Source organism: Paenarthrobacter sp. C1 (assembly GCF_049315185.1).
GTDB lineage: Bacteria > Actinomycetota > Actinomycetes > Actinomycetales > Micrococcaceae > Arthrobacter > Arthrobacter nicotinovorans.
Window position 1 is genome coordinate 190,132 of the sequence record NZ_CP186053.1, and the last position, 24,383, is coordinate 214,514.

41 protein-coding genes are annotated in these 24,383 nt (G+C 64.7%); 6 read left to right on the plus strand and 35 right to left on the minus strand.

Features of this window, described 5'->3' with window-relative positions:
* Positions 1–255 precede the first annotated feature (255 nt).
* The 13 genes from ACNAOU_RS23330 to ACNAOU_RS23390 form a co-directional block, all read right to left on the minus strand.
* Entirely contained in the window at positions 256–1,143 is an 888-nt protein-coding gene (locus tag ACNAOU_RS23330; protein WP_422758881.1) for a hypothetical protein, read from the minus strand.
* Positions 1,140–1,382: a hypothetical protein gene (locus ACNAOU_RS23335; protein WP_422758882.1), complete on the minus strand. Its 243-nt coding sequence runs from the start codon at positions 1,380–1,382 to the stop codon at positions 1,140–1,142. Before ACNAOU_RS23335 ends, ACNAOU_RS23330 begins: the two co-directional genes overlap by 4 nt.
* Before the next feature lie 31 nt (positions 1,383–1,413).
* A complete protein-coding gene (locus tag ACNAOU_RS23340) occupies positions 1,414–2,010 on the minus strand; it encodes a hypothetical protein (protein WP_422758883.1) in 597 nt (198 codons plus the stop codon).
* Positions 2,010–2,873, minus strand: coding sequence for a hypothetical protein (locus ACNAOU_RS23345; RefSeq protein WP_422758884.1), 864 nt, complete (start codon positions 2,871–2,873; stop codon positions 2,010–2,012). The genes ACNAOU_RS23340 and ACNAOU_RS23345 overlap by 1 nt, the downstream gene beginning before the upstream one ends.
* Positions 2,874–2,953: 80 nt before the next feature.
* Entirely contained in the window at positions 2,954–3,289 is a 336-nt protein-coding gene (locus ACNAOU_RS23350) for a hypothetical protein (RefSeq protein WP_422758885.1), read from the minus strand.
* Between the two features lie 32 nt (positions 3,290–3,321).
* Positions 3,322–3,597, minus strand: coding sequence for a hypothetical protein (locus tag ACNAOU_RS23355; protein WP_422758886.1), 276 nt, complete (start codon positions 3,595–3,597; stop codon positions 3,322–3,324).
* A 93-nt stretch (positions 3,598–3,690) separates the two neighbouring features.
* The gene (locus ACNAOU_RS23360) at positions 3,691–3,942 is read right to left on the minus strand and encodes a hypothetical protein (protein ID WP_422758887.1); all 252 of its coding nucleotides are present in this window, start codon (positions 3,940–3,942) and stop codon (positions 3,691–3,693) included.
* Positions 3,943–3,980: 38 nt separating this feature from the next.
* On the minus strand, positions 3,981–4,493 hold the full coding sequence (locus ACNAOU_RS23365; RefSeq protein WP_422758888.1) for a hypothetical protein: 513 nt from the start codon (positions 4,491–4,493) through the stop codon (positions 3,981–3,983).
* Positions 4,494–4,506: 13 nt separating this feature from the next.
* The gene (locus ACNAOU_RS23370; RefSeq protein WP_422758889.1) at positions 4,507–4,971 is read right to left on the minus strand and encodes a hypothetical protein; all 465 of its coding nucleotides are present in this window, start codon (positions 4,969–4,971) and stop codon (positions 4,507–4,509) included.
* A 61-nt stretch (positions 4,972–5,032) separates the two neighbouring features.
* Positions 5,033–5,395 (minus strand): hypothetical protein, encoded by a 363-nt coding sequence (locus ACNAOU_RS23375; RefSeq protein ID WP_422758890.1) that lies wholly within the window; start codon positions 5,393–5,395, stop codon positions 5,033–5,035.
* A 63-nt stretch (positions 5,396–5,458) separates the two neighbouring features.
* Entirely contained in the window at positions 5,459–5,803 is a 345-nt protein-coding gene (locus ACNAOU_RS23380; RefSeq protein ID WP_422758891.1) for a hypothetical protein, read from the minus strand.
* Positions 5,803–6,144: a hypothetical protein gene (locus ACNAOU_RS23385; RefSeq protein ID WP_422758892.1), complete on the minus strand. Its 342-nt coding sequence runs from the start codon at positions 6,142–6,144 to the stop codon at positions 5,803–5,805. Before ACNAOU_RS23385 ends, ACNAOU_RS23380 begins: the two co-directional genes overlap by 1 nt.
* Positions 6,141–6,530, minus strand: coding sequence for a hypothetical protein (locus ACNAOU_RS23390; protein WP_422758893.1), 390 nt, complete (start codon positions 6,528–6,530; stop codon positions 6,141–6,143). Before ACNAOU_RS23390 ends, ACNAOU_RS23385 begins: the two co-directional genes overlap by 4 nt.
* Before the next feature lie 154 nt (positions 6,531–6,684).
* On the opposite strand from ACNAOU_RS23390, the gene ACNAOU_RS23395 reads away from it, so the two are divergent.
* Positions 6,685–7,089 (plus strand): DUF898 family protein, encoded by a 405-nt coding sequence (locus ACNAOU_RS23395; RefSeq protein WP_422758894.1) that lies wholly within the window; start codon positions 6,685–6,687, stop codon positions 7,087–7,089.
* A 30-nt stretch (positions 7,090–7,119) separates the two neighbouring features.
* On the opposite strand, the gene ACNAOU_RS23400 is transcribed toward ACNAOU_RS23395, so the two are convergent.
* The 13 genes from ACNAOU_RS23400 to ACNAOU_RS23460 all read right to left on the minus strand — a co-directional run bounded on the left by ACNAOU_RS23400 (position 7,120) and on the right by ACNAOU_RS23460 (position 15,675).
* On the minus strand, positions 7,120–7,452 hold the full coding sequence (locus ACNAOU_RS23400; RefSeq protein WP_422758895.1) for a hypothetical protein: 333 nt from the start codon (positions 7,450–7,452) through the stop codon (positions 7,120–7,122).
* Between the two features lie 160 nt (positions 7,453–7,612).
* On the minus strand, positions 7,613–7,978 hold the full coding sequence (locus tag ACNAOU_RS23405) for a DUF3846 domain-containing protein (protein WP_422758896.1): 366 nt from the start codon (positions 7,976–7,978) through the stop codon (positions 7,613–7,615).
* A gap of 75 nt (positions 7,979–8,053) precedes the next feature.
* Positions 8,054–8,221: a hypothetical protein gene (locus ACNAOU_RS23410; RefSeq protein ID WP_422758897.1), complete on the minus strand. Its 168-nt coding sequence runs from the start codon at positions 8,219–8,221 to the stop codon at positions 8,054–8,056.
* A 112-nt stretch (positions 8,222–8,333) separates the two neighbouring features.
* Complete coding sequence (locus tag ACNAOU_RS23415) at positions 8,334–8,648, minus strand: hypothetical protein (RefSeq protein WP_422758898.1); 315 nt, start codon at positions 8,646–8,648, stop codon at positions 8,334–8,336.
* A gap of 91 nt (positions 8,649–8,739) precedes the next feature.
* Positions 8,740–9,210 carry a hypothetical protein gene (locus ACNAOU_RS23420; protein ID WP_422758899.1) on the minus strand — a complete coding sequence of 157 codons (471 nt, stop codon included), beginning with the start codon at positions 9,208–9,210 and terminating at the stop codon, positions 8,740–8,742.
* Between the two features lie 81 nt (positions 9,211–9,291).
* Positions 9,292–9,933: a hypothetical protein gene (locus tag ACNAOU_RS23425; protein WP_422758900.1), complete on the minus strand. Its 642-nt coding sequence runs from the start codon at positions 9,931–9,933 to the stop codon at positions 9,292–9,294.
* A 125-nt stretch (positions 9,934–10,058) separates the two neighbouring features.
* A complete protein-coding gene (locus tag ACNAOU_RS23430; protein ID WP_422758901.1) occupies positions 10,059–10,547 on the minus strand; it encodes a hypothetical protein in 489 nt (162 codons plus the stop codon).
* Positions 10,548–10,648: 101 nt separating this feature from the next.
* The gene (locus ACNAOU_RS23435; RefSeq protein ID WP_422758902.1) at positions 10,649–11,230 is read right to left on the minus strand and encodes a 3'-5' exonuclease; all 582 of its coding nucleotides are present in this window, start codon (positions 11,228–11,230) and stop codon (positions 10,649–10,651) included.
* A complete protein-coding gene (locus tag ACNAOU_RS23440; RefSeq protein WP_422758903.1) occupies positions 11,227–11,418 on the minus strand; it encodes a hypothetical protein in 192 nt (63 codons plus the stop codon). The genes ACNAOU_RS23435 and ACNAOU_RS23440 overlap by 4 nt, the downstream gene beginning before the upstream one ends.
* A 138-nt stretch (positions 11,419–11,556) precedes the next feature.
* Positions 11,557–12,534 (minus strand): endonuclease/exonuclease/phosphatase family protein, encoded by a 978-nt coding sequence (locus ACNAOU_RS23445; protein ID WP_422758904.1) that lies wholly within the window; start codon positions 12,532–12,534, stop codon positions 11,557–11,559.
* Complete coding sequence (locus tag ACNAOU_RS23450; protein WP_422758905.1) at positions 12,531–13,949, minus strand: hypothetical protein; 1,419 nt, start codon at positions 13,947–13,949, stop codon at positions 12,531–12,533. The genes ACNAOU_RS23445 and ACNAOU_RS23450 overlap by 4 nt, the downstream gene beginning before the upstream one ends.
* A 7-nt stretch (positions 13,950–13,956) precedes the next feature.
* Positions 13,957–14,862 carry a hypothetical protein gene (locus ACNAOU_RS23455; RefSeq protein WP_422758906.1) on the minus strand — a complete coding sequence of 302 codons (906 nt, stop codon included), beginning with the start codon at positions 14,860–14,862 and terminating at the stop codon, positions 13,957–13,959.
* 81 nt (positions 14,863–14,943) lie between these two features.
* The gene (locus ACNAOU_RS23460; protein ID WP_422758907.1) at positions 14,944–15,675 is read right to left on the minus strand and encodes a PspA/IM30 family protein; all 732 of its coding nucleotides are present in this window, start codon (positions 15,673–15,675) and stop codon (positions 14,944–14,946) included.
* A 130-nt stretch (positions 15,676–15,805) separates the two neighbouring features.
* On the opposite strand from ACNAOU_RS23460, the gene ACNAOU_RS23465 reads away from it, so the two are divergent.
* Together ACNAOU_RS23465 and ACNAOU_RS23470 are read left to right on the plus strand one after the other, a co-directional pair.
* Positions 15,806–16,000: a hypothetical protein gene (locus ACNAOU_RS23465; protein WP_422758908.1), complete on the plus strand. Its 195-nt coding sequence runs from the start codon at positions 15,806–15,808 to the stop codon at positions 15,998–16,000.
* A 2-nt stretch (positions 16,001–16,002) separates the two neighbouring features.
* Complete coding sequence (locus tag ACNAOU_RS23470) at positions 16,003–16,356, plus strand: hypothetical protein (protein ID WP_422758909.1); 354 nt, start codon at positions 16,003–16,005, stop codon at positions 16,354–16,356.
* Between the two features lie 244 nt (positions 16,357–16,600).
* Here the strand turns inward: ACNAOU_RS23470 and ACNAOU_RS23475 are convergent, their stop codons facing one another.
* The 4 genes from ACNAOU_RS23475 to ACNAOU_RS23490 are packed head-to-tail and all read right to left on the minus strand — an operon-like array spanning position 16,601 to position 18,857.
* Positions 16,601–16,975: a hypothetical protein gene (locus tag ACNAOU_RS23475; protein WP_422758910.1), complete on the minus strand. Its 375-nt coding sequence runs from the start codon at positions 16,973–16,975 to the stop codon at positions 16,601–16,603.
* On the minus strand, positions 16,972–17,247 hold the full coding sequence (locus ACNAOU_RS23480) for a hypothetical protein (protein WP_422758911.1): 276 nt from the start codon (positions 17,245–17,247) through the stop codon (positions 16,972–16,974). The genes ACNAOU_RS23475 and ACNAOU_RS23480 overlap by 4 nt, the downstream gene beginning before the upstream one ends.
* Positions 17,248–17,266: 19 nt before the next feature.
* Positions 17,267–17,923, minus strand: coding sequence for a hypothetical protein (locus ACNAOU_RS23485; RefSeq protein WP_422758912.1), 657 nt, complete (start codon positions 17,921–17,923; stop codon positions 17,267–17,269).
* A 46-nt stretch (positions 17,924–17,969) separates the two neighbouring features.
* Positions 17,970–18,857, minus strand: a complete 888-nt coding sequence (locus tag ACNAOU_RS23490; protein ID WP_422758913.1) for a TM2 domain-containing protein — start codon at positions 18,855–18,857, stop codon at positions 17,970–17,972.
* 165 nt (positions 18,858–19,022) lie between these two features.
* Here ACNAOU_RS23490 and ACNAOU_RS23495 point away from each other — a divergent pair, with 165 nt between their 5' ends.
* Positions 19,023–19,304 carry a hypothetical protein gene (locus tag ACNAOU_RS23495; protein WP_422758914.1) on the plus strand — a complete coding sequence of 94 codons (282 nt, stop codon included), beginning with the start codon at positions 19,023–19,025 and terminating at the stop codon, positions 19,302–19,304.
* Between the two features lie 130 nt (positions 19,305–19,434).
* On the opposite strand, the gene ACNAOU_RS23500 is transcribed toward ACNAOU_RS23495, so the two are convergent.
* Both ACNAOU_RS23500 and ACNAOU_RS23505 read right to left on the minus strand, forming a co-directional pair.
* Positions 19,435–19,572: a hypothetical protein gene (locus ACNAOU_RS23500; RefSeq protein WP_422758915.1), complete on the minus strand. Its 138-nt coding sequence runs from the start codon at positions 19,570–19,572 to the stop codon at positions 19,435–19,437.
* Positions 19,573–19,640: 68 nt separating this feature from the next.
* Complete coding sequence (locus ACNAOU_RS23505; protein WP_422758916.1) at positions 19,641–19,775, minus strand: hypothetical protein; 135 nt, start codon at positions 19,773–19,775, stop codon at positions 19,641–19,643.
* A gap of 99 nt (positions 19,776–19,874) precedes the next feature.
* Here ACNAOU_RS23505 and ACNAOU_RS23510 point away from each other — a divergent pair, with 99 nt between their 5' ends.
* Entirely contained in the window at positions 19,875–20,363 is a 489-nt protein-coding gene (locus ACNAOU_RS23510) for a Panacea domain-containing protein (protein WP_422758917.1), read from the plus strand.
* 103 nt (positions 20,364–20,466) lie between these two features.
* Here the strand turns inward: ACNAOU_RS23510 and ACNAOU_RS23515 are convergent, their stop codons facing one another.
* The gene (locus tag ACNAOU_RS23515; RefSeq protein WP_422758918.1) at positions 20,467–20,931 is read right to left on the minus strand and encodes a hypothetical protein; all 465 of its coding nucleotides are present in this window, start codon (positions 20,929–20,931) and stop codon (positions 20,467–20,469) included.
* Positions 20,932–21,039: 108 nt separating this feature from the next.
* Between ACNAOU_RS23515 and ACNAOU_RS23520 the strand changes: the two genes are divergently transcribed.
* Positions 21,040–21,861: a hypothetical protein gene (locus tag ACNAOU_RS23520; protein ID WP_422758919.1), complete on the plus strand. Its 822-nt coding sequence runs from the start codon at positions 21,040–21,042 to the stop codon at positions 21,859–21,861.
* 288 nt (positions 21,862–22,149) lie between these two features.
* On the opposite strand, the gene ACNAOU_RS23525 is transcribed toward ACNAOU_RS23520, so the two are convergent.
* On the minus strand, positions 22,150–23,718 hold the full coding sequence (locus tag ACNAOU_RS23525) for a TM0106 family RecB-like putative nuclease (RefSeq protein WP_422758920.1): 1,569 nt from the start codon (positions 23,716–23,718) through the stop codon (positions 22,150–22,152).
* Positions 23,719–23,792: 74 nt separating this feature from the next.
* Positions 23,793–24,275: a hypothetical protein gene (locus ACNAOU_RS23530; protein ID WP_422758921.1), complete on the minus strand. Its 483-nt coding sequence runs from the start codon at positions 24,273–24,275 to the stop codon at positions 23,793–23,795.
* Positions 24,276–24,383: the final 108 nt, after the last annotated feature.

Consider the following 24,383-nt stretch of genomic DNA (forward strand, 5'->3'; position numbering starts at 1 on the left):
GTTGATCGCCAGTTCGACGTCCTGTCTTTCCAAGACCTTGACGGCGGCTCCGAATTCTTCAGGGTCCACGTTCACTTCAGGGGGCCAGGGTGTGGCCCGCTGCGCAGCAGCCTGACAACCCGTCCCTTCAGGCTCATCCGGTGTGTCTGAGGCTGTGGTGGCCAGTTCAGTTCGATGACGCGTTCCCGATCGGTCAGGTAGTAGCTGTGGTGATGTCCGGGGTTCATATCCATAAACATGCGTTGACGGCGCCGGTCAGGCCTTGCCGGGTACGGGGAGGCCTGTCTTTTTGGCTTCAAACAGGGTCGCGCAGGCAGTGTCCACGGCGGCCGCGACCGCCGGATCGGAGATGCGTTTCAGGTCGCCGTTCACGAGCAGCTCGCGGTCGATCTTCCACAGATGCGGTTCGACCATGGTCGCGATCGCCGCCAGCTCGTCCGTGACCCGTCCCGTCAGGCTGTGCCGGAACGCAACCAGCGCATCAACTTCGTGGATGTTCACCAACAGGTGCAGGTAGCGGGTCCGTGCAATGTTCATGGCCCGTTCCGCCCGGCCAGGCACCTTGGTCAGGACCGGGTCGCTCTCGCCACCGTCAACAGCGCAGAGCATCATGGTGCGAGGGTTGCTGCTGCTGCGCAGGGTGAAGGTCAGCATGGACTCTGACGGCGCGGTGTAATCGGGCATGACCCGGTCCCAGGCGGCCCGGCGTTCATCCCACTGCTCAGAGGTGACGCCCTTGGGTTCGTCGTCGTTGTTCCAGTAGGCGTAGGACTCAACGTCATCCAGGACCTCGAAGGCGTCCACCATGACCTGCTGGTCCGTGTACAGACGGATGAGGATGCGGCCTGTGCCGGGGTCTTCGCCCAGGCACATCTCAAAACGGTGGGGGTCCTTCTCCCTGCTCTCGTCCTTCAGCTTCGCCTGGCCGTCCTCCCACCGGCTAAAGGCGGTCAAGGACAGCGTGGGCGGGACCCCCTCTCCTTTGAGCCAGCAAGTGTCCACTGCGCTGGCGAAGAGCTTGGCCAGCAGGGCTGCGTCGAGGTCGTCGCGGATCGGGTCGATGACCGTGCGGACACGCCGGGTGAAGTCGAACAGGTTCGTTCCGGCGGCGAGCCGGTAGCCGTTGTGGATTTTGGTGCTCATCGGTTCAGTCGTTCCTTGTCGAGTTCGTAGAGCTCCTCGCAGGCGGCTTTCATCGCCTCCGCGTAGGCAGGGTCGATGACAGCGCCGTGCGACCCTTCCTTGACCAGCTCCGGAGTGATCGCAGGCAGGTAGGCGGCAGCGACGTGGGTCACGAGGCTAAGCCGTGCTGAGCGGCCGAAGCCGACGAAGTTCACGGCATCCATGGCGTCGATTCCGTGCTCGCGGAAGAGGTACGACATGTAGGCGTTCCCGCCCGCGTTGCGTGCCCGCTCAGCATCTGGGGGGGACGGACGCGAACACTGCCGTTGTGTCCTCGCCGTCGACACCCAGAAACCGGCAGACGCCGCCGTCGTGGACGGGGCGGAGGTTGAAGTGGAGCAGGTTTGTGTAGCCGCTGCGCGGGATGACGCGGTTCCAGGCGGCCTTGCGTTCCTCCCAGTCGGATTTGGTGACGCCGTCGGGCCGGGAGTCGGTGTCGTTCCAGTAGCCGTACTCCTCGACGCCGTCAATCACCTTGAAGGCGTCGGTCAGGTCCCGGTTGTAGGAAATGAGCAGAAGCAGGTGGCGTCCGGTAACCTCGTCGAGGCCGATCTCGACGCCGAACTCGTTCGGATCATGACGTCGGTCCATCTTGCTCATGGAATCCTGCTCTGTCTGCCATTCCCGCCAGGCAGTGATGCCGGCGCCATCTTCGATGGGGTCGCCGCGGAACCATGGGCTGTCGATCGCGCGGACATAAAGCCCGGCAAGCAGCTTCGCGTCGGCTGCGTCACGGGCGGGGTCCATCACAGTGCGGAGCCGGGCAACGAACGTGAAAGGGTCGGTGCCTTCTGTGAGCCGGTAGCCGTTGCGGATCTTGGTGCTCATCAGTCTTTCCTCGCCAGTTCGCTCTTGTCCTGCTCGTACAGGGCGGCGCAGGCGGCGGTCACGGCGTCCTTGTAACCGGGGTCAATGGCGGCCTCGCCGGAGCCTTCGGTGAGCAGCTCTGCAGTCAGGGGCGGGAGGTAGGAGGCCACGGTGTCAATGACGGGCCGGATGCTCACACCACGCCCGAAGACGACGTGATTGACGGCGCGCATGACCTCGATGCCCTGCTCCCGGAACAGGTAATCGCCGTAGGCGTCCATTCCCGCACCACGGGCGCGGTCGCTGGCCTCCGGCATGTGGGGCAGGATGGCCTCGACGTCGCGCAGCTCATCACGGACTTCCACGCTGTCCCGCAGCACCCAGGTGTCCATGGTCGCGGAGATCTTGCCAAGGCCGGGCAGCATCCTGTCCCAGGCGGCCTCACGGACTTTCCAGTCCGCGCGGGTGACGCCTTCGGGATACGAGTCGCTGTTGTCCCAGTAGCCATATTCCTCCACGCCGTCCAGGTCTTCGAAGGCGTCCTTCAGGACGTGGTTTTCGGCACGGACGATGACCATGATCCGTCCCGTCCCGGGGTCGGTGCCGATGCTGAGCTCGAAGCGGTTCAGATCGTGGTCGTAGTCGTAGACGCTCATCTTGGCCTGCGCCTCGGCCCACTGGGCGTAGGCGGTGGTCGCGGCCCCGGCAGGAATGGTTTCCCCGGAGAGCCAGCGGGTGTCGATGTACTTGGCCGTCTCGATGGCGACCAACTTCAGGTCTTCCTGGTCGCGGAGCGGGTCGATGGCGTCGCGGACAGCCTGTTTGAACGCGGCCAGGTCGGTGCCTTCGGCGAGGCGGAAGCCGTCGTAAATTGTGGTGCTCATGGGGTCCTCCGGAAGGGATCGGGTCTATGGACTCCATGTGTGCGGAGGACGTGCTGCGGCTCCCCGCCGGACCTGATGGATCAGGCCGCGGTGGACAGGTGAGCGATCGGGTGCTGTTGCAGGTCGGTCAGGTGGGTCCGGACCAGAGCGTCGACTGCGTTGAACCGCGCGGTTCCGTGCTGCTTGAGGCCGGCCCCGAGGCGGTCTGGCACCCATTCGCGGGCGGTGCTGTTGGTCTTGAGCGAGCCAGTAACCGAGCCGATGCGTTCCCCGTTCAGGTAAACGTCCGAGGTCACCAGGGAAGCGGCGCCCTCCCCCGCCCGGTGGTCCGGGCCGAGTTCGGCGGTGTGGGCGCGGTACCAGGCGGGCTTGTTCAGCTTGCCGGGGGTCACCGGTCTCAGTTTCAGTTCAGGCATGGCCGCCATGTGTGCGGCAACGGCCGTCCCGCTCACCGGGGCGCGTGGACCTGCACAACGTAGCCCAGATCGGTGAATGCCATGGCGGCAGCGTCAATGTCCTGCTCTTCCAACAGTTCAACTGCCGCGGTCAACGCCTCAGGGTCCACGTCATGTTCCGGGCTTCCGGGGGTCGGTCCGCCGAAAGCCAGGGCATGCAGGTGGGCCCTCACCCAGCTGCGCGCAGTACGCGCCGGACGCCGCCAGGACGCCTCGAAAACCAGCCCGTGCCGGGGCAGGAAGAAGCGGTGGTCATAGCGAGGGGTCATACCTATAAACATGCGTTGATAAGGCGTCCGAAAGGTTACATTCGGGGCATGTCCGAGGGTGATTTTCGCTACAGTTTTAGACCGTTGGCCGGGTTAGAGCAGGACCCGCCCCTTGGCCCATGATTGGACTGCTACGAGGTCGATGTGCGACGCCACCGGGCCGTCCTGGAAGAAGCGGTCATACTCCGCGGCCGGATCGTTGGCGGACAGAGACCACTCGCTGATGATCTGGTCGTAGGCGTCAACGATCCGGTCGTCATCTGGTCCGGTTCCGAGGGACTCGGCCAGGGCTTGAAGCAGGTCGTCGCGGCTGTAGCGGATCGCTTCATCGGGGTAGTGCATCATGGCAGTCCTCCGTCTCGTGCCACAGCGGTAGCTGTAACTCACAGCGTAGCGGCTGCGCCTGACTTCCAGGGAAAATCCGGGACGGGTGTACCCGGGGCGATGTAAACGGAGGGTCGGAAATCGTAGGCGTCCTTGGCCCGGTGCCAAATGTTCGTGTGCCCGACCGTGACGCCGGTACCGACGGCATCCTCAATCGCCTGCTGCGCCTCTTCGAGGGTGTGATGGACCACGATGTCGTTGCTGCGGAGCTGGATGCGGGTGGCGTAGTCCGGTGAGTCGACGGGCCGGGGCGGCCTGACCGGCCCGGGTGCCGCGGCATCAATCAGCACCCACACTTCGCGGTCCTCATCCAGGACGAGGGTTTCGTAGGACCCGGTCAGGAACTCCCACACTCCGGCGGTGGTGAAGGTCTCCTCCGAGCCGGGCTCGACCCACTCGTTGGGCCCGGACTTCTCATAGATGTAGCGAAGGCCGTAGGCGGCGGATACGAGCGAGTCGGTCGCGACAGCCTCGAGCTCGGCTTCTGAGTGGACGGTGCGGGCAGGTTGCATGATTTTCCTTCCGCTACCAGGGCAGCTGGGATTTGAGGGTCCCCTTGGGGATGTCGTGGAGGGTGACGTACTGGCTGGTGGCGGGGTCCAACTGCAGGATGGACATGTCCTCCTTGGCAACGCCGCTGTAGAGCCTCCCCGTAATCGCCGACTTGGCGTAGCCAAGGCCGGTGTGGGCTTTTCGCCGCGGTGACCGTGACGGGACCACTGTGACGAAGGCACCCTGCTTGGGCAGCGCGTCCTTCTTCGCCCCGGCGTCCCACAGCACCCAGAGTTCAGGTGCGTCCGTGGGGCAGTGCACGGTCAGGATCTTCCAGGTCTCGTGTTCATCGGTCTCCAGTGGGGATTCGAAAGTGGTGAAGATGTTGGACCAGGCTTTGCGGTACGCCCGACTGGGCTGGCCAACCGGGCAGACGATCGAGTTGATGGGCAGCCAGATGAAGTCGTTGTAGTCGGTGATGACGCGGTACGGTTCCATGGCCACCATGTGTGGGGCACCGGGTAGAAAGGTCCCCGCCTGATCTTCGGGGAGTGGTTGATCAGCCGCGCAGCTGCGCACGGGTTGTCGTTCCGTCGAGCAGTTCGATCACGGTCCGGGCCTTGATCATCGTCTGGTGGTTGTAGCGGTTGATGGCACGCTGAGCCAGGCCCCTCACCTCCGCGATCCTGTGCTCGGCGATGTCCAGGCGTTCGATCACCGGAGCCGGGATGACCTCAAGGTCCTCGCCACTGAGCCTCGGTATCTCGCGGAACTCGGCGACGATGCTGTTCCAGGCCCATACGGCTGGGCTGTAACCCTCTTCTTCGAGTTCGCTGCGGTCGATGAAATTCGTCGATGTTGCGCAGGTCGGTGCGGAGCTCGTCGATGTGGGACAGCAGCTCCAGCAGGACTGCCGCGTCAACAGTGACGGTGCTGTCGACGTTGTCGGTTGCTTTGGTGCGCAGGGCCTCCAGATCGGCGCTTTTCATGGCCGGAACTCTGACATTGTAGGACCCTTGCGATCCTCTTGCTCCTTCACTGCCCGGTAGTCCAGCGCCGCGGCGTTGACGTTCCGTGTCGCCTCGGCAGGGTCCTGGACGGGTTCCGACGCGGTCTCGACGGCCTTCCAAAGCCGACGCAGCCGGCAGGATCGTGCCTGCATGGCGGGTTCGAAGGCCCGGGCCTCCTCCAGAAGCTCGGCAGTCTCGTCGGCAGCGTCGTGCAGTCCGCGGTCCCGAAGGTTCGTCACCATGGCATCCAGGGCGCCGAGGCGCGGGAGGATCTCGGCGGGTGCGGTGACATTGACGATCAGGTCATAGGCGCGGGGCATTACTTCATGATCCTTCCGTTGGCAGTGTCGATGCGCAGGGTGTCTGCGAAAGGAGGGGCGGATTCGAGGACGCCGACGTCGGCGGTAAGGTCGGCTTCGCTCCAATCCCCTGAGACGACCCATTCGGTCGCCTTCCATACGCCGCGAAGCCGTTCGGCGCGGGCTAGGATGTAGTCCTCGAAGACGGCCAGCTCGGACAGGAGGGCTTCAGTTTCGGCAGCGGCTTCGTCGTGGCCCCGTTCCCGGAGCGCGTCGGCGATGCCCTCGATCCCGCTCTTTTCGACCCACAGGTCTTTCAGGGTGCCGACCTCATAGGCGTAGCCGAACGATCCCCCGCTCACGGCTTGATCACCCGTCCGGTCTTCGGGTCGATGACCGGGATGCGGACGGCGCGGGCGATGGCGTTGGGCCGGGGCTTCGGGCACAGGCCGCGGCGTTCCCGTGCAGCGTCGGCAGTGAGGTCGTCCTTGTCTTCGATCATCATCCACAGGGTCTGGTTATCCAGGACCGGGTTGTTGGCGGCGTTGCGGCGGGCCATGACGTCGTCCCTGTCGGCGGCCAATTCCTGCAGGGTCGCCAGACCAACGTTCGGATTAGCGGCGACGTACTCCCGGCACCAGCCGGCGTCCGAGTCGTGCTGGCCGCGGTCGCCGGGCAGATGGGCCAGTTCGTGCAGGCGCTCCCGTGAAGTGTTGGGATTCCGGGCTTCATCACGCAGTGAGGTCATGGGCCTCATGTGTGCGGCGCCCGCCCCGGGGCTCACCGGTTGGGGACACGGGGCGTCGGCTTGAAGTCATTATTGGACGGATTCAAGCGCCGGGGCCCGGATTGCTTTACAGTTCAATCTGTTCACGCGTCACATCACACTTTGGGGGAATCCAATGAGCACCAACAACGAGCAGTTCACGGCCAACGCGCAACCGCAGGCGTACGGGCAGGCAATGATGCCGTCCCAGGCTCCCAGCGCACTGGCGGTCCCGGGCGTCCAGCTTTACCAGTTCCGCGGTGGCGCCGGCTCATGGTTCGGTACCCAGATCCTGGGCCTCATCGTCACAGTTTGCACCCTCGGCATCTGCTACCCGTTCGCTGTGGTCCTCGTCGAACGCTGGCGGGCCAAGAACACCTACCTCCAGGGCCGCCAACTGCAATTCATCGGAACCGGCTGGGGCATCTTCGGGCTGTGGGTCAAGTGGTTCCTCCTGTGCGTCGTGACCTTGGGCATCTACAGCTTCTGGGTCTACCCCCGCCTGACGCAGTGGAAGGTCGAGAAGACCGTCTTCGCCTGAGCGGACGTCAATGACCGGACGGGTATGCTCTTACCGGCGTCGCCTGGACGGCTTGCGGATGATTCCCTGTTTCCAGTTAGCCGGCGGCGTGAATGAGCCGCGCCGCAGGGCCGCGAAGGGCCGGTCCCTGGTCTTCCTGTAGGGCACCCGCCGCAGCTGGTCCATGAGCTGGACGAAGAGGCCGGCCGCGTCCTCCGGTTCGAGCTCGCCCGCCCACTCGTCGCCGGTGACGTCATTGATGACGGGGATGCTTCCGACGAACCCGGTGTCGAAGCGGATTTTCTGCGTCGCATAGCGTTCGGTGAGGGCGGCGATCAGATCTTCCTGCTCCGGCCTGAGGTTGCGGTACAGGATCGAAGTCACAGAGCGTTTTCCTTGCAGTCAGTGTGGGTCTTCTGCCCCGACGGGTCGGTGCGATGGTCCTCCCGGGCCAAAACGTTGCGGCGGCAGATGGGACAAGTGCGTTTCTGCTGGTTGACCATGGACATTCGAACCGCGGCCAGGGCGCCGGCGAAGGCCATTGTTAGTCCCCCGCGCGGTTCCGGGCTGAGTGCTCGGACTCGAAGCGTTCCAGCCAGGAGATCTGGACGTCAGCCAGTCCGGTGTCTTCGCCTTCGTCGTCGTTGATCGGGCCGAGCACGACAGCGTCCCCGTTGATGTAGTCGTCGGTGCGGATCGCCTCAGCCCAATTGCAGAGCACGGTGGCGCGTATATTGAGTGGCAGCCGCTCCAGCTTGCCGTTTTCGTTGACGTACATGTTCATCGAATATGGGCGCAAGCCAACCAGCTGGAAGTCTCCGCCGACGAGCCCGTGCAGCGCCTCGGCGGGGTCGATGTCTTCGAAGCGGATTGGCTTCGTGGGGTCGGCCGGGATAATGGCTGCCTGCATGGTGCGCTCCTTGGGTCGGTGGTGCCGGGGGTGCCTGTTATGTGTGCGGGACAGGTGCTTGCCCTCCCCGGCGGGTCAGGCTCCGGCTTCGACGACGAGCCGGATGCGGTCCTCCTTGATGGCCAGGTTGAGTTCCGCCGGCGGCAGGAACGCGGCCAGATGGGCGTGGCCGCGCTGGTTTCCGGCCCAGAGCGCAAGGAGTGCATGGTTCAGGGATTGGTGGTCGCCGCACTTGCTGGCCAAGGTGGCTGCCCGGACTTCAAGCCGGCCGGCGATGCGGCCCAGGATCCATTCGGTGAAGGTCAGTGGTTTGACCCCGTCGGCGGCGATCTGTTCACGGTGCGGAATTTGGTGATCATGCGGCTGACTGGACTTTCCGAAGGGTCGGGGCGACGGCGACGAAGCGCCCCGCTCCGCCGGTGAACAAGGCGGTGATGCTCTGGGCGACCTGGGCCGGCGTAAGTGCCGGGTCGGACGGGTCAAGGGGCTTTCCAAGCCAGGCGCGGGCCGTGGCCAGCAGGGCAGGATCAGAGACGATGCGGTCCTCGGCGCGTTTCCGAAGTGCAGTGCGGTCGTGCAGTGCGTCGCCGTCGATGGGGAATTCCGCCCGGCCCTCGATGGCCGTGGTGTGGTCTTCTCGGACAGTGACGTAAACAGGGTTTCGCTTCATGGCAGTCATGTGTGCGGCAGGACCTGCGCCCCTGCGCAGAGCGCCCAAACTGGTCCCCGCAGCGGCATTGGGGCCGTTGCCGGGCGTGGTGTTACTCGACGCGCTCCCACGGACCGGGCTCTGTGGCGAGGCGCCGGACGATGCCGTATTCGCCGGAGCCAGCCAGGACGGGCATGGCTTTCAGCGCTTCCCTCGCGTGCTCCAGGTTGCTGCCGTGGGATACGACGTCGCGGGGCCGCGGGAGGTACTGGACCCCGTACTCGAAGTACGGCTCCTCGTGCTCGGTGAGCTGGGCCTTGAACTCCCCAGGGGTTAGTACTTTGAACCGTCCGGTGCGTTCCCCTTCGTCGTCGAGCTCTTCGATGAAGTAGGAGCCGCGCAGCGGGATGTCGTCGCGGGTGTAGTCCTTTCGGTCTCTGCGGTACAGGCCGTTGGAGTCCGGGTAGTTGTCGGTGGTGTGGGTGAAGTAGTGGACGTCGTTGTCGGTGTCCAGGATGGTGACGCGGTGCTGGACCGGGCGGCGGTACATGAAGGTTCCGGTAGTGTGCTCATGCCCGTTCATGTGTGCGGCGGTCGGGGTTGCTCTCCGCGGACCCTGGATGGGGGCCGGCACTTGCCCGTGCCGAGCATGGCCAGACCGGTATCAGTCCTCGCCGTTCGAGGAACCAGCCTCCGTGTACGGAAAGCCACTCTGCCGGACGGCGTCCAGGGCGGCCTTTACCCCTGCTTCGTACGTGTCGGGCCGTCCGCCGCGAGGGTGCCCCAAGAGGGCGTAGATCGAGGCGGCGTAGTCACGGTGAATCTTGCCGCGGGCTTCATCCAGTTCCCTTTCAGCGGCCATTCGCAGTTCGTGCGGTGTCTGCTGGGCTGACCGACAGAAGGTCAGCAGGTAGCGGTGGTGGTCTTCCTTGTCGATGAGAGTGAACTCGAGGTAGTTCTGCGCTTCGGGGTTCTTCGCGAAGGCCTCTTTGATGACGGGGAGGAAGTTGGCCCCAATGATTTCCGGAGTCAGGGTTTGGATGCCTTCGGGGCCCAGGGACACGATGTCGACGTCGAGCTCGTCAGGTTCGACCAGCATGTCGGCGGCCGCGGACTCGTCAACCTCCGCCTGCACCGCGTGATCGATCCGGAAGATGACCTGCTGGGTGAACCGGTCCTCGTTAGTGACCAGCTGGGACCCGGGCCAGGCGGCATCGATAAGGTTCCCGAGGGTCAGCAGAACACTGGATTTCAGCGGAGTGGCGATCTTGATGTCAGTGGTGGTCGCGGGCGCAGAAACAGTCATGCCGCTCATGTGTGCGGCAGGACCATAACCGCTGCACACCTCATCGACCTTTAATCCGGAGAGCATCGTGCAGAGGGGACAGGTCGGTGTCCGGCACCGACCACTACGCAGCTGGGCGGAGCGCGCTAATCCTTGTCGAGGACGAGTAGCCAACGACCGTCGACCTTGTTCATCCTATACTTCACCTCGTCAGGCGTAGTGGAGGGGTGATCCTTCCTCCCAGCTATGAACAGCTGGGCGGACCTATCGGGCACTGAAGCCGAATCGCCTTGGACCTTGATCTCTTCAGGGTCAATTTCGTAGCGAAGGGAAGCCCCTTCAGCCAGGCCCTTCATGATTGAGAAGTACTTCATACTGTAGGCAACACCGGCGTCGGTGGAAGCCTCCAAGTCTACAAAGGAGGCGATCTTAGGTTTATCCCTTTTGAGCGCCGATCGGCTGGTGATGTTCCGCAACGTAGGCGCTGCCAAATCGAGCACAGCATCGTGATAGCCCTGCAGGGCTTCTCCCGCCGCCTTGGCATCGTTTCCGGAGCTGCAGCTTGTCAGACCAAGGACGGCCAATACTGAAACAAGCAGGGCGGCGACAACAGACTTCAGGTGCAGGATCTTCATTTTTCCCCATTGGTAAGCAGCTACGGTGCCAGGCGGCGACTTAGCTTACCTAGTGCCCTGGCCTTTCGATGCATGGATAACATCGTGTCGCTTTCGTAGTTCTAAGATCTGTTCTTGGCGGCCGGTGACGGCTTCATCGCCGGGAAGAGCTCGTGCACGTCGGAGATACCTGTGATTTGTGCCAGTTTGACCGCCAGGTGCGCTGCGGCGGCGGCATCCTCGCCTGCATCGTGGTGCTGCAGCGGCGGCAGTCCGAGCCGTTCGACCAGGACGTTGAGCCGGAACGGGCCCTGGTCTGGGATGTGCAGCTGGGCTGCCCGCTGTGTGCAGTAGTACGTGAAGTCCGGCACGTCCAGGCCGGCGGCCTCGGTGGTCTGGCGGATCATGGAACGCTCAGCGGTGACGTTGTGCGCAACGAGTGGCAGGTCCCCGGCAAAGGCTTCCAGGCGGGGCAGCATGAGGTCCCAGCCGTCGGCGCCGTCGATCATGCGTCGGGTGATGCCATGGACGTCGATCTGGCGTTGCCCGAAGTTCTGGTGCCCGGGCGGGGGCATCACGAAGTGGGTGTGGGTCTTGCCGAGGACGCCGTCACGGACCTTGACGAGGCCGATTTGGCAGATGGAGGAATGTTTGGGGTTGGCGAGCTCGAAGTCGATCGCTACGAAGTCCAGGCCGGAGATCACAGGCCCGCCTCCGCTTCAAGGTCAGCAAGCTTGCCCGGCTCGTCCATGACTGCCAGGACCGTGCCCGCTGTCAGGACCGGGGTGTCCGCCCCGTGTCGGTCGGCGACGCGGACTGCGAATGTGCGCAGCCGCACAATGATGTCCTGGGATTCAAGCAGCTGGTCGTTGGTGAGCACGGACGAGGGCATTGGTGAAGCTCCTGGGAAAGAAGATTGGGGGCAGTCCCCCGGAGGTGGGTGGGCACTCCGGGGGACCGTTGTTCTGCATGTGTGCGGCTATACAGAAATGCGTCACCGCACCATCCCGTCCGCAGGTGGCCCCTTGCCTCACACGAGCGCGCCGGTTTCCTCCAAGTCGAGCACGAGCTGGCCGGCCAGCACGTCATCATCCACCGCCAGCAGTTCAGCGGGGACTTCGGCGAGGATCGGCGGGCTCCAGACGTCGACGGTGAGTCCGTAGTGGTCCGACGCCGGGTAGCCGTAGCGGGTGGTGTCGGTGAAGGACCGCTGCATGGCGACCGGGCAGCCGGGGCGGCCGTAGGCCCACCCATAAGTCCAGACGTAGTCGATCCGCCGGTCAGGAAGCATCTCGGAAAATTCGATTCCGACACCCCGGGCTGTTTTCTGTGTCCAGGGGTTGGCAGCGGCCACCGTGGCGGCCTCATCCGGGTTCCCAACGAGGGCGAACGCTTCCGTCCAGAACGTGTAACCGCCATCGGCACCGGCGCCCTGACCATTCAGGTAGCGGTTCGTGTCGCTGCCTGGGGCCGTGTTGAAGTCGCCGGCGAGAAGAGCGACGGGGTAGCGGTCCTTGTAGCGGCGCATCAGATCCCTGACCCTCGCGTCGATGGCGGTGGTTTGGACCAGCCGGGTACCTTCCATGTCACCGCCCCAAGCCAGGTGGGCGGATACGACGATGACGGCGCGGCCGGTCGGTGCCTGCAGAACCGCATATTCGGCCAGGTTGAGCGGGATCTGAGGGGTCTGCAGAAAGATAGATCCGGACTCCAGGGAGGGCAATGCGGAAAGGACAGCGTTGCCGGTCAGTCCACCGTGTTTGTGGGTGCATTGGGCGGTGGCGGCAAGCACGTCCATGCCGGTCTCGGCGGCGATGGCCTCCAGCTGGACTGATGTGCCGTCCTCTTCGAAACGGACTTCCTGCAGGCACAGCACGGCCGGTTTCAGGGCGCCGAGTTCATCACAGACGAGGCCGGTACGGCGCTCCACTTCATCCGGGGAGTGGTTAAGGTTCAGTGTGGTCAGTCGCAGCAGTTCGTCTGCCGGGACGGCGTTCAGCGGGTTCATGAGTTTGCTCCGTCAAGATAGGTGTCCTCGGTGTAGGCCCAAGTGGTCGGTTGGCTTTCCCAACGGCGGGCTACCTTGCTGGCCTGGTCGGCGTCCCAAGCGGCGCGGAACTCCGCTCCGGCAGCCCAGAGGTCCTGGGTGTTTTTGTGCTTGGCTGCTTCAGTGACCGGGATGCCGGCCCGAGTCATGGCGCCGAGGCGCTCGGGCGTAATGCCGGCCTTGATGATGTCGGCGTGGATTGCCAGGATGCTCTGGTCCCGGTCGATGAACGAGTTCGCCCTCGCGTGGCACGCGGCGGCCCAGGGACGGAGTTGCTCGGGATGGTCAATACCGAGCCTGGCCAGCCGCCCGATGGCTTTCGGGTCGTCGGGTCGGAGCACCTTGCCGGTCGCCGGGGCGAAGGTAGCCATCTGGGATCCGGTGGCATGCTTCCGGGCGACGGCCAGCATCTTCGTGTCGGTGGTCCGCAGAGCCTGGCTGGCGGCCTTCAGGTCGGCCCCGTTCGTGTAGCCGGCATCGTGCAGCACCTTCATTTCAGCCAGGGAGGGGTAGAACCCGCTGTTGAGGAAAGACCGGATGGTCTTCGGCGCCACGAGGGCCTCGTCGAGGTCCTTGCCGGCGAAGGTTTCGCAGGCTTTGGATCCGTAGGTCCGCAGCCGAGGTCCGGTAATGCCACGCTGGGCGAGGGCGACGATGTGGGCGGCCGTGCGCTTGCCCTCTGGAAGAGCGTCGCGCAGGTCGACCAGGTCTTCGAGCGGGTACTGGTCTGCTTCGATGAGGCCGCGGTCTCCGATCTCCATGCCGATGGCTTTCCGGGCCCGTGCCGAATTCGCCTCATCCCCCATCAGATCGACGGTGGCGAGGTATATCTCCGCGCGGGACAGACCCGGGCTGGTGATGACCCGGTCGAGGTCCTCCAGCGGCGCATTCAGGTAGGAGGACTTCTCCCAGGCGGACCACTGGTGCTGGTGGGTGCTGAGCTTGCCGAGCACCTCCAGCCGGTCCGGTCCTATGCCGCCGTCGATGACGGCCCCGAGGCTTGGGAAGTTCTTCGTAGCTTCCCTGTCGAACTGGTTCACCGACTCGTAGCCCAGGGCGGCGAGGGCGTCACAGTGCTCAGGGGTGGGACCGTAGATGGAGCGGTCGATCCGGTATGGGGAGGCAGGGTTGTACATGGCGTCGCAACGCTGGAGGAACAGCTCTCGCCCGCCCACTGTGGTGGTTTCTGCAATGCGTCGGCGGACTCCGGGGACGGCGCCGGGCCCCTCGTGGGCGGCCACGGCCGCCAGAATGTCCTCCTCGTTCAGGGCGGCCGGCGCAGCGGGCCGCAGGGAGACGGAGGTCTCCGCGTGGGCGGCGGCGGCGAACTGCCCTCCCGCGGGGATGCCTTTGGGCTGTCGGGTGATGGTGGTCATTGTGGTCCTATCTGTTAGCCCTGGCGTCGCGGACGGCCTTGCGTTTGGCCGCTTCGGATTCGCGGAAGTCACGTGCCCAGTCGGTTTCGATTTCGGCGCGGCCCCAGTAGGCAACGTTGGCGTAGTCGTAATTGTTGCCGCGGTCGGTCCGGTTGTAGGCGTTGGTGATGGCGTCCACCCGCTTCTCCAGCTCCACTGCTTCCGGCATCTTTTTGTGGTCGCCGTTGTGGTCCAGCTCCGTGGGATCGAGCCGGTCTTCGTCCGATACGCCCTGGACGGTGACGGTGATGGACTGTCCGCCGGAGTACTTGTCGTTCTTGACCGAATACTTCAGCGCGGCCGGCAGGTAGTTTGCTGCGACAGCGGCCTTCAGGTCCGCCCGGATGTCCTTGCAGATCTCCGTGGCGTCCCGGTAGCCGGTGTACTTGGATCCGGTCGTCAGGGTGCCGTCCATGTAGCCTGCCTGGTGGGTGGAAATCGGCGGCTGGTAGTCGCCTTTCAGTGTCCCGCCCGGGTGGGCTGCGGTGTCCGCGGCTGCGCACTCGGCCAGGGTGGCACGCCAGTCTCCGCCCTCGATGAGTTCACGGCGGGCCTTGCTGAAGTAGCCGTAGGCTTCCTCGACGTTCAGGTTCGGGACGTGGTCGCTGAAGATCTCGGAGCGGTGGTCGAGTTCCATCTCATCGGCGTCGGCGCTGCGCTCGATCATCCATTCCAGGTCCGGGACGAGCTGCGGGTCCTGGAAGTGCGCCATGAGCAGCGACTCGGGAACGGGCCGGTTCGGGGTTGCCGGCGAGGCGTGGCGGCCTGCGGGGGCCGGGGCAAGGGAGACGGAGGGTTCGGCGTGGGCGGTGGCGGCGAACTGGCCACCTACAGGGACGCCTTTGGGCTGGCGGTTCATCGGGATGACGGTCATGCCTGGGATGTGTGCGGCTGCCGCGAAACAACGCAGGCCCCGGAGAAATCCCTCCGGGGCCTGCGTCCTGCACTGGACTGGCTAGTAGGTGATGGCCTTCTGGCCGCCGCCGGACTTGAGCGCGGCGAGACGGGCCTCCACTTCGGTCTGCTCGCCGAGGTCTTCCAGGGACGCGAACTGGGCTTCCAGGGACGAGGAGGCGAGTTCCTGCTGGCCGCGGACGGTGGCCTCTTCGCGGCGGATGCGGTCCTCGAACCGGCCCAGCGTCGAGGTCGGGTCGGCAGCATCCAGGGACTTGAGCGCATCGTTGACCTGGGACTGGGCTGCCGCGACGCGGGAGCGGCTGACGAGTTCATTGCGCTTGGCGGTCAGCTCCGTGAGCTTGGACTGCATCTGGGTGAGGCCGTTCTTGAGCTGCTCGACGACCGTGCTCTGGGAGGCGATGTTTGGTTCCATGGCCTTGGCGGTGCCCTCGGCGGTCATCTGGCGCTGCAGGGCGACCTTGGCGAGGTTGTCGAACTTGTCCGCGTCCACGCTGTTCCCGGCGGAGCGGTATTCGTCGGCCTTGCGGGACGCAGCGAGGGCCTTGCTGCCCCAGTCCTGGGTTTCACCGACCGCCTTGCGGTAGTCCTCCTCAAGCAGCCGGAGGTTGCCGATGGTCTGGGCGACCGCGGATTCGGCCTCGGTGATGTTCTCCGAGTAGTCCCGGACCATCTGGTCCAGCATCTTCTGCGGATCCTCTGCGCGGTCCAGAAGGTCGTTGATGTTGGCCTTGGCGAGCTGGGCGACGCGGCCGAAAATGCTTTGCTTCATGGTGTCTTTCTGTCGGGCGGGCATTCGGCAAGCATGTGTGCGGCAGGCCCGGGATCCGGCCCCGGTGATGCGCCCGCCGGTGTCCGCACACATCAGGTACGACAGCAGAACCCCTATGAAGGAGAAACCCATGGCTGCACCCAAGACCTACACTGTCGTCGAAGCCGACTTCTACGACCAGCAGGAAGGATTGACCATCGGCGCGACAGTCGAAGCGGTTCCGGGCAGCACCGCGAACCAGCTGCTCGTCACCCAGATCATCGGCCATGCCTTCCCGCTCGATGAGCCTATGGCCGTATACGCCAGCCAGCTTCAGGCGGCCTGAGCATGCGTAGCGCGAAAACGACCTTCATCGACGAAACCATTGATGCACTGCTGACCCCGGCTGTTCTTGAAGGTACGGCGGAAGTGCTGGCCGAACTCGAGCCGGCCAACGTCCCCAACGGCTTCGACCCGTCAGCACTGACGAGTGTCCGCTCGGTGAACCAGTGGTTTGGTTCCACCGCCGGTCCTTTCGGCGGCGTCGGCGGCGCGGCCATGACCGTGTTCCGGCTGACCGTGATCTACTCGCCCGAGATCATGCTGTTGTTCGCAAACGACAGGTTCTATGGCGTGGCCGGGTACCGCCCGGAACTGCTGGAGGAGATCGATTCGGCAGAATTTCTGCGGATTCCAGTCTGATTTGACCAGCTTGATTCTCTTTGACTAAGCAGAATGGCACATTCTGCTGCCCATTCTGTTAATCTTGCTTTGTCGGGAGAGGTGTTGGGTGGCACCTTGAAGCCGGGCCAGGTATCTGAGACCGCCAGGCCCGGCTTCTGACTACCGGCGAGTCGGGTGGGAAAGCGAAAAGCCGGACGTGTTGAGGCCAATCTCCACGTCCGGCTTTCCTGTTGTGAACTACACCCAGGAACATGCGTAGTTTTTAGTCGGTGATGGCCCTCATTGCTTCATCAAGAATGGCCTGGTCGTATTCCATGCCGGCCTGCTTCTTCAGGCTTTCGATCTGGTACGGGTACATGTTGTCCGAGTGGTCACGGAGATAGCGGCGGGCAACGTCGGCTTCGGTTTCGTGCTCGACGGAGCCGGAGACAATCGGGCGGACCAGGTTCTCCGCCTCGGCACCCGGCAGCTCCAGGTCCAGAACAAACCCGCCTGGCCCCTCAATATGCAGCTGCACCACGCCCCGGTTCGCCACCGAAGCCACACCTTCGTCCAGGTCCTCGCTCAGCCCACGGGCAGTGACCGTGAAGCCGTCCTGGGCCCGGGCAATGCCGTTGTCGATGAGGTTGCGCCTCACTGGACGAGCCCTTCGAGGGTGTCGGGCACCTGAAAGTCGGCCAGGATCTCCTCTTCGGTTTCCTCGGCGGTGATCACCTTGGCGTTGAGCTGGGTCAGGATGCCCGGAATGGCGCTCCAGATCACCGGCAAGAATGCTTCGCGCATTCGCTTCAACTGTTCAGGGTGGAGGTCCTCAAACGGGACGGCTCCGGTGAGCTTGTGGCCATCAAGGTAGTTGGAGATGGCCTCGTCAACGATGGTGGCCATGTCCAGGTCTTCGCGTTTCTTCATGCCGGATATGTGTGCGGCGCTACTTGCCTTTCTTCCCGGTGGCGACCCTGCTCAGCTGTCCGCGCCAGTCGCGGTTCCAGTAGATGCCCTTCGTGTCCCGGAAAGAGAGCTCCAGGGTCACTCCTGTCGAGCCTTTGCTGCCATCCCAAACCTGCCAGTCCTGCAAGCGATCGAAGGTAGGTGTGTTTCCTGCTGCAAGCTGTTCCTGCTGGCCTTTCACGTACTGCCCGGGTGCCACCTGGCGCCGTTGGACCTGCTCTCGGGTTTCAGAGGACGCCGGCGGCAAGACGGCAGATACCCACAAGTCATTGACGGCACGTGGCTCATCGCGGTCGAGCGTCTTCACGAGGATGTCGACTTGGACGTCGTAGACAGGGGCCTCGTTCCCGTTTCGAACACACAGATCGAAGGGTCTTTCCGGGATACCCCGCAGCCATGCCGATACCCGCGAGGCCTCGAGGCGCTCCTGGGCTTCTCGGGTGTCGACGAGTTCTTTTTTCGTGGCCCGCCACGTTCGCCCCGCAAAATAGGCCGCGGCGAATGCCCCAACGACGAGAAGCGCTGTTGCGTAGAACAGGCACCAAGTCGCTGAGGCTGTGGACCATCCCGCGTCGGCAGCCCGTCGCGTCTGCTCAAGAGCGTCGTCAGCGGCTGCGTCCTGAAGTATCCCCATCATGGGTCCCAATGAGACCACACCGAGCCTTGCAACGGGAGGGGCGGCGCTAACCGTTCAAGCGCAGTTCTTCGACCTTGGCGGTCCACCCGTTGCCCTCGGCGCGGATAAAGAGCTGATACGAGCCAGGTGTCACCGGCAGTTCCGTTGTTCCCTGCGAGGGCTTGTCCTTGAGGAGCACGACAGTGGCAGGAACCATGGTGTCGCCGGCCTTCTGGATGTACACGTAGGCCCCGGCCGGGAAGTTGTACGTGAACCGGAGCCGCTCACCGGTGATGTTGAGCGCAATCGGGCTCTGGGCTTGCTCCAGGCCCTCGGCCAGTGGTGCCCATGTCGGAACCGGGGCGGGTGTCGGAAAGACAGCCTCACGGACAGCGTTCGTCGCGGCGGCGACGGGCGGGACGGCGGCGGTCACGCCGACAGCTGCAAGTCCGCCGAACAGGACACCGGCCAGTGTCCAGGCGAGGGCCATCTGCTTCCCCTCCCCGCTGAACCGGCGCCCGGCCTTGTCGGAAGTCCGGCCGTTGAGGATGGCGATGATGTCAGCGATCCACCAGATGCCGGCGCCGCCGGCCGTGGCCAGCTTCAGGAACCCACTCACGGGTTTTCCGAGGTAGAACCGGTCCAGGCCGAGGAGCCCGCCGACAACAGACAAGGCCAGCAGGGGGCGGAAGTCCCGGCTTGCGGGCAGCAGCGCCGGGAATGGGCCATAGGCTTTGATAGTGGCCACGTACTCGCTCTCCAAGACGGCAGGCGCCTTGGCAGCCTCCCTGGCAACCGGCGCGGTGCTGGCCCGCACCTCAACGGCACCTGCTTTAGCGGGGGCGTTCCGGTCCGGGCGAGACGGAGGCGCTACGGGGTCTGTGGCGTCCTCCGCTTCTTCCAAAGCGGCCAAGAGTGCGGCTTCCAGTTCGCCGGACAGGTCCAGTGGGCTCATGACTGCATCCGTAGCGGAGTCGGGCATTGGCTCCGCGGGCGGAGCAGCCGGAGTGACGGGCATTGACTGGGTGAGAGGCTGTGCCGCCTCAAGGCCTGCAGCGCGCGCCTGCCGCAGGGATCGCCGGGAAGGAAGTGCGTCGAGTGCCGATGTCGGGGTGTCTGAGTGAGGGACGTCGACGTCACTTTGAGTCCGGAGGGCGTTCCGGTTGCGTTTGAGCTGGAGGGGCGCAGGTGGGTGGTTGGCGCTGAGCCGGTCCGCTGGTACGAGCGGCGTAAGTGGTGGGAGACCGACCGGAGGATGGGTAGGCCAGGTGAATCCAGGGTCATCGATGTCCAGGTATGGCAGCTGCAGGCCCGTCTCGGGCGGAACCCTTCCAGCGACCTGGTGACCTTCGAGGTCATCAAAGATGAAACCGGGAGATGGCTGGTCCGTGCCCAAAGTTGAGGTCATAGTCCCTCATGTGTGCGGACAGCCGGGCGCCGCTCACCACTGGCGCGCCGGGGCCCGGACAGTTCGCCTGCCCGGGGCCCCGGGCAGTAGTTGGCGGAAGCTCTGTCGCTCGCCCCGCGGAGTCTTAGGTCGCGTTGCGGCGGCTGAGCCGGTCGGCCAGATAGGTCGCATACAGCTCCCGGCTCGTTGGCAGGATGATGAGCTGGACGGTCACGACCAGTGCCGTGGCTGCCCAGAAGGAGGCTGTGGAGTTACCGTCCACCGGCCCGATGTTCTCCAGCCACGGCAGGAACAGCCCGTCCAGGAGGTGGGTGAGCGGGAAGTGCAGGGTCAGCAGGATCCCGAGGCGAGGAAGCGGACCTGGTTGACGAAGATCCCGCCGGCCCGGGCGCAGAGGAACAGGGAGATGGCCGAGATGACCGCCACAATGGAGCCCACGATGACAGTCAGTACGAGGTAAAGCACGGGGTTCCTCCAATGGTGCGGTCACTGTGGAACATGCGTAGACACCGGCCGCGCCTTTCACCGGTGAGCCGGCGCACGGGGTCCGCACACATGACCCGGATGGAAGACAACGCAACCCGTCCCGCCGCCACTGTCTTTGATCTGGCAGCCGCCATCCTGGCCCGCACGGGAGAGATTACGACCATGCGCCTGCACAAGCTGGCGTTCTACGCCCAGGCGTGGCACCTGGTGTGGGACGAAGAGCTGCTGACCGACGCACAGTTCTTCGCCTGGGGCACCGGCCCGGTCAACCCCGAGCTGCAGGCCACCCACCGCGAAGTGTTCCTCATCCGCGAAGTGCCGGGCAACCCGGAGGTGTTCACCGAAGACCAGCTGGAAAGCATCGATGAAGTGGTCCGCGCCTACGGCGGTCTTCGCCCGTTCGTCCTCAGCTCCGTGGTCAAGGGTGAGGCCCCGTGGCGGGACGCCTGGGCCGGGACAGGACCTGGCGGCCGCGGCCGGCTGATCGAGGTCGAGCAGATACTGTCGTTCTACAGCTCCCTGGAGGGTCAGCCTGTCGAAGAGTTCACTGCAGTGCAGGAAGACTAGCGGGCGGACGGATCCCGGGACTCCGCGCAGTCCGTCCGCCTTCTAGGGACATGCGTAGATTGGCGCGTCTCCCTCACCGCCTCTCCAGCGACGGTACAGCGTTCTACTGCGAGAAGATGTTCACGGCGGCGGTGTGAGGCCCAGACCCATCCGCAGGATCGGTTGCCACCAGTGTGTACGGCCCCGTTGGGGTGCCTTCGGGCGGGGTGACGGTCGAGCTGATCTGGCCTTTATCGTCGGCCACTACGTGGACCGGTGTGCCCACGGTGGCGCCAGTCGCGCTGGTCAGGGCAACGGCGACCGCAGCGCCCGGCTTCCAGCCAGCTCCGGTGATGTTCCATTCCTGGCCGGCCATCATCGACTCGTGTTCGGCGACGATCCGGGCAGCGTAGGCCTTGGCTTCGATTCGCTCCTTGGATTTCTGCAGGGCGTTAACTTCCCCGGAAACCTGCCCCGAACTTCCCTGGGCGGCCTGTTCGGCGGCTGCACCGGCAACGGCCTCGGCGGCGCAGCCGCTGGTCAGCATGGTGGTCGCCAGCAGGGCTGCAGCGAAAGCAGTTCTTTTCATCGGGTGCCTTTCCTCGGTCCGGCCGAATGGTGTCTCCAGAAAGGAACATGCGTAGAAGTGCCGGTGGCGGCCGCCGGGAGACGCCCGGCCGCACGGTAAGTTCATGGCATGGGTGAAAGCGAGCAGCTGTGGGCAGGGCGGATTCAGAGGTGCTTCGATGCGGCGCTGGCCTGGTCCCCGAGAATTGCCGCTCCCGATGCTGTCGAGCCCGCCAGCTCACTCGCCGGCGACGATAAGGACCTCGTCTCGGCCCCGGTCCGGACAGCAGCGTGGTCCGGTCTGCTGTCGGCGGTAGACCACCTGGCGCTCATGACAGACCTCCGGGGTGAGGATGGGCTGACAATGCGCCCCACCTCGCTCTATACCCCGGCGCGGGCGGCGCTTCTGGGAGCGTCCCAGGCGGTGTGGGTCCTGGGCGGCGCCACCAGGGCGATCCGCCGGGCCCGGGCACTGGCAATTGCCGAGGACGAGCGGGCACAGCACCGGAAGTTCCTGTGGGACTACACCAATGATGCGTACGCCAAGGCGAACTTCAGCCAGGAGATCATGGCTGAGATGGACGACTTGGCCGCCAGGCTGACCGTCGAGATCAGCCGCATCCGGGCGCTGCAGAAGGACTATCCGAAGATCGACTCCGACGCCACGAGCATGATGCGAGACGCGGCCGAGCACCTGACCAGAGGCGTCTCACCGGATGACCAGTGGATGCGCTTCGCCCTCGCCTACGAATGGCGGGTCGCCAGTGCGGCGGCCCATGGCCGGTCCTGGCCGGTGTTCGTCCGCAGTACCGAGAAGGCCAAGACCGCCAGCGGTGAGCTGCGCAGCTTCACCACTACCGCCGAGGAGCTGGGCAGGGCGGTGGGCGCGGCAACCCTGATGACCAGCGAGGCATGGCGCCTCTGGGATCTCCGTCGGATCAATCATCTCTGAGACCGTTTAGGGGCCCAGTGGCCGCCGGCAGGCGGTCAATACAGACGCTGGAATCGTTGAGATCGGCGACGTCCTGTCTCCATCGGTGCTCTTGTGGGTCTTCTTATTTGTGCGGAATCCAGGTAGATCCGAGCAACTTGCATGAGGCGCAGCCCGACACAGACTCACAGAGTCGCAGAATGCGGGACTCACGAAATCTGTTTGTCCGTGGCTGGCTCTTGGTGCAACACCATTAGGCAACTGTGGGCTGGCTACCCCGCGGCGGCGGCGGCGCCGCCGCCGCGCGGACTACCTGGTGAGGTTGATCAGCCAGTCCCGCAGCTTCCACGTGGACAGGCAATCGTAGTGGTTATAGTCCTTGATGGCCGAAAAAATCGACTTGGCGGCCTCCAGCCTGCCCTGGTCAACGGCGTCCCGGTAGACGCTGTACTGGACCATGGAGTCGACTGCGTTGGTGACGCCGATCCGGCCGGCCGGCATGTACAGCGGCTCCAGCTTCTTGATGCTGAAGGATCGGTCCGAGATCCTCACGGAGCCCTTCACGGTCTCGTACAGGTCGAACAGCACACCGGTCTCGACGAGCTCCTCCACCTCGTCCACCATGACCCCGTGCCGGCGGGCCAGCTTGCGCAGGGCGCTGACCTCGTACTGGGCGTAGTGGTAAATGTGCAAGCCCGGATACACCGCCCGGCGTCCGGCGACGTGGTCGATGAAGTCGATAAGCGCCTGGCGTTCCTCTTCCAGGGAGTGGGCGGTGAAGGACATGAAGTCGTGGCCATCGGGGGTGAACTCGACCAGGCCGAACAGGTACTCGATCCCCCATTGTCCGGTCCCGGGGTCCTGCCAGAGCGGATCGCCTTCGAAATCGAAGAAGATGTCGCCCGGGTCCGGTTTCGGCAGGGCTACCAATGCCGGGTTCTCCAGCACGACGTAGGAGACACCGTTGATGGTGCCGTCCACCTCGCATGTCCCGGTCTGCAGCCGCGCCTGATCCTGCAGCTCGGCCCACAGCGGGTCCATCTTGATGCCGACGTCGGGCAGGTCCGCGGCGGCAAACATGGACATGGTCTTGATGCCGGCCTGGATGAGCTTGGCCCGGCGGGAGCGGTTCATCCGGCGCACCAGCATCAGGTCATCGGCTGCCTCCATCTCGGCTTTGCAGTCCGGGCATTTCAGGCAGGACGTCCACCGCGGGTCGCCCCAGGTGGACGGGAGGGTGCCAAGGCGGTGGGCTTCCAGGACGGCGCGGAGCCGGTCGCGGGCGGCGTTGAAAACGGGAACGGATTCCGGCAGGGGGTGGCTGGTCGTCTCGTCGGTGCCCAGGATGAGGTGGCCGTCGCGGTGCACTGGGACGCCGGCCCTGCGGAGTTGGTCGGCGTAAGCGGCCAACTGCATGAGGGCCTCGGTCTTGGCGCTGCGGGCCAGCTTCGTGTCGAACACCGCGTAGGCGCCGTCCTCCTGCAGGATCAGGAAGTCGGCACGGCCGTGGAAGCTGCCGTCGAAGAAGGTGCCTTGATAGACGACCTCGAAGCCGTCCCGCAGGGCCTGGATGGTTTCCCGGTGCCGGGCCTCAAGTCCTGCCCGGTCGAAGGTGCGCGGCGGGCGGACCTCATAGACACGGGAGGGACCGAATTCGTCGCGGAGCAGCCCGAGGACCTTGGCTTCGTGCTTGTCGCCGAGCGCCGCAGTCAGTCCGGCCATGGCGTCGTCTTCAAGGACCGGTGCCGGGATCCGGCCAAGCAGGACATCGAGCTTGCGGACGGCCGCGAACTCGCAGACAGAACCGGCAACGATGTCGGTCGCGGACAGGATGAGCTCGTCCGGTCCTCGCCAGTCAGGGGTTGGTAGGAAAAACACTTGCGCCTCCGGTCGTGATACTGCTCTTCAAATTCACATGCGTAGACCCGGTAGTTCCCCGGGATAGTGGCGGGTCAGGGGGTCGGTTCGGGCCAGGCGTCAAAGACAGCCATGAGGGCGATGATGATGATTCCGAGGGCGGAAAAGAGGAGACCGCCTAGCATCGGGGTTACCAAGGGCAGGGCGACGAAAACGGCCACGTAGCCGAGGATGTCGATGGACGCGAACGCGATCGACAGGGCCGGGAGGCGCAGGTCCATCCGGGGGTGACCGACAATCTGCACGAACCCTGTGACGACGCTGCACACCGCCGCGAAGCCGAGCAGGAACCCGAGCCACGCAAAGCGGGGACCCAGCATGGAGCTCATGGAGTTCAGCGCCAGCGCCGCACTGCCGCCCCAGAAACCGACAGCGATGGAGGCTGTGCCCCCCGAAATCCGCAGCGCCGACTTCGCCTTTGAAGCCCGCGCCGGGAATTTGCCGAGGGCCTCAACAGGCTCCCTGTGGATGGGGTTTGCCGGCGGCGGAAATGCCTGAGGATGGCTGTAGTCGATCACGTCGTAACCCTTTCCGCCGCCGGCAACTGGTTGAGGGTCCAGTTAAGGCAAACAGTAGGCGGAGGCTATGACATTGAAGGGTGGGCAGCAGAAGGCCCCGCACCGAAG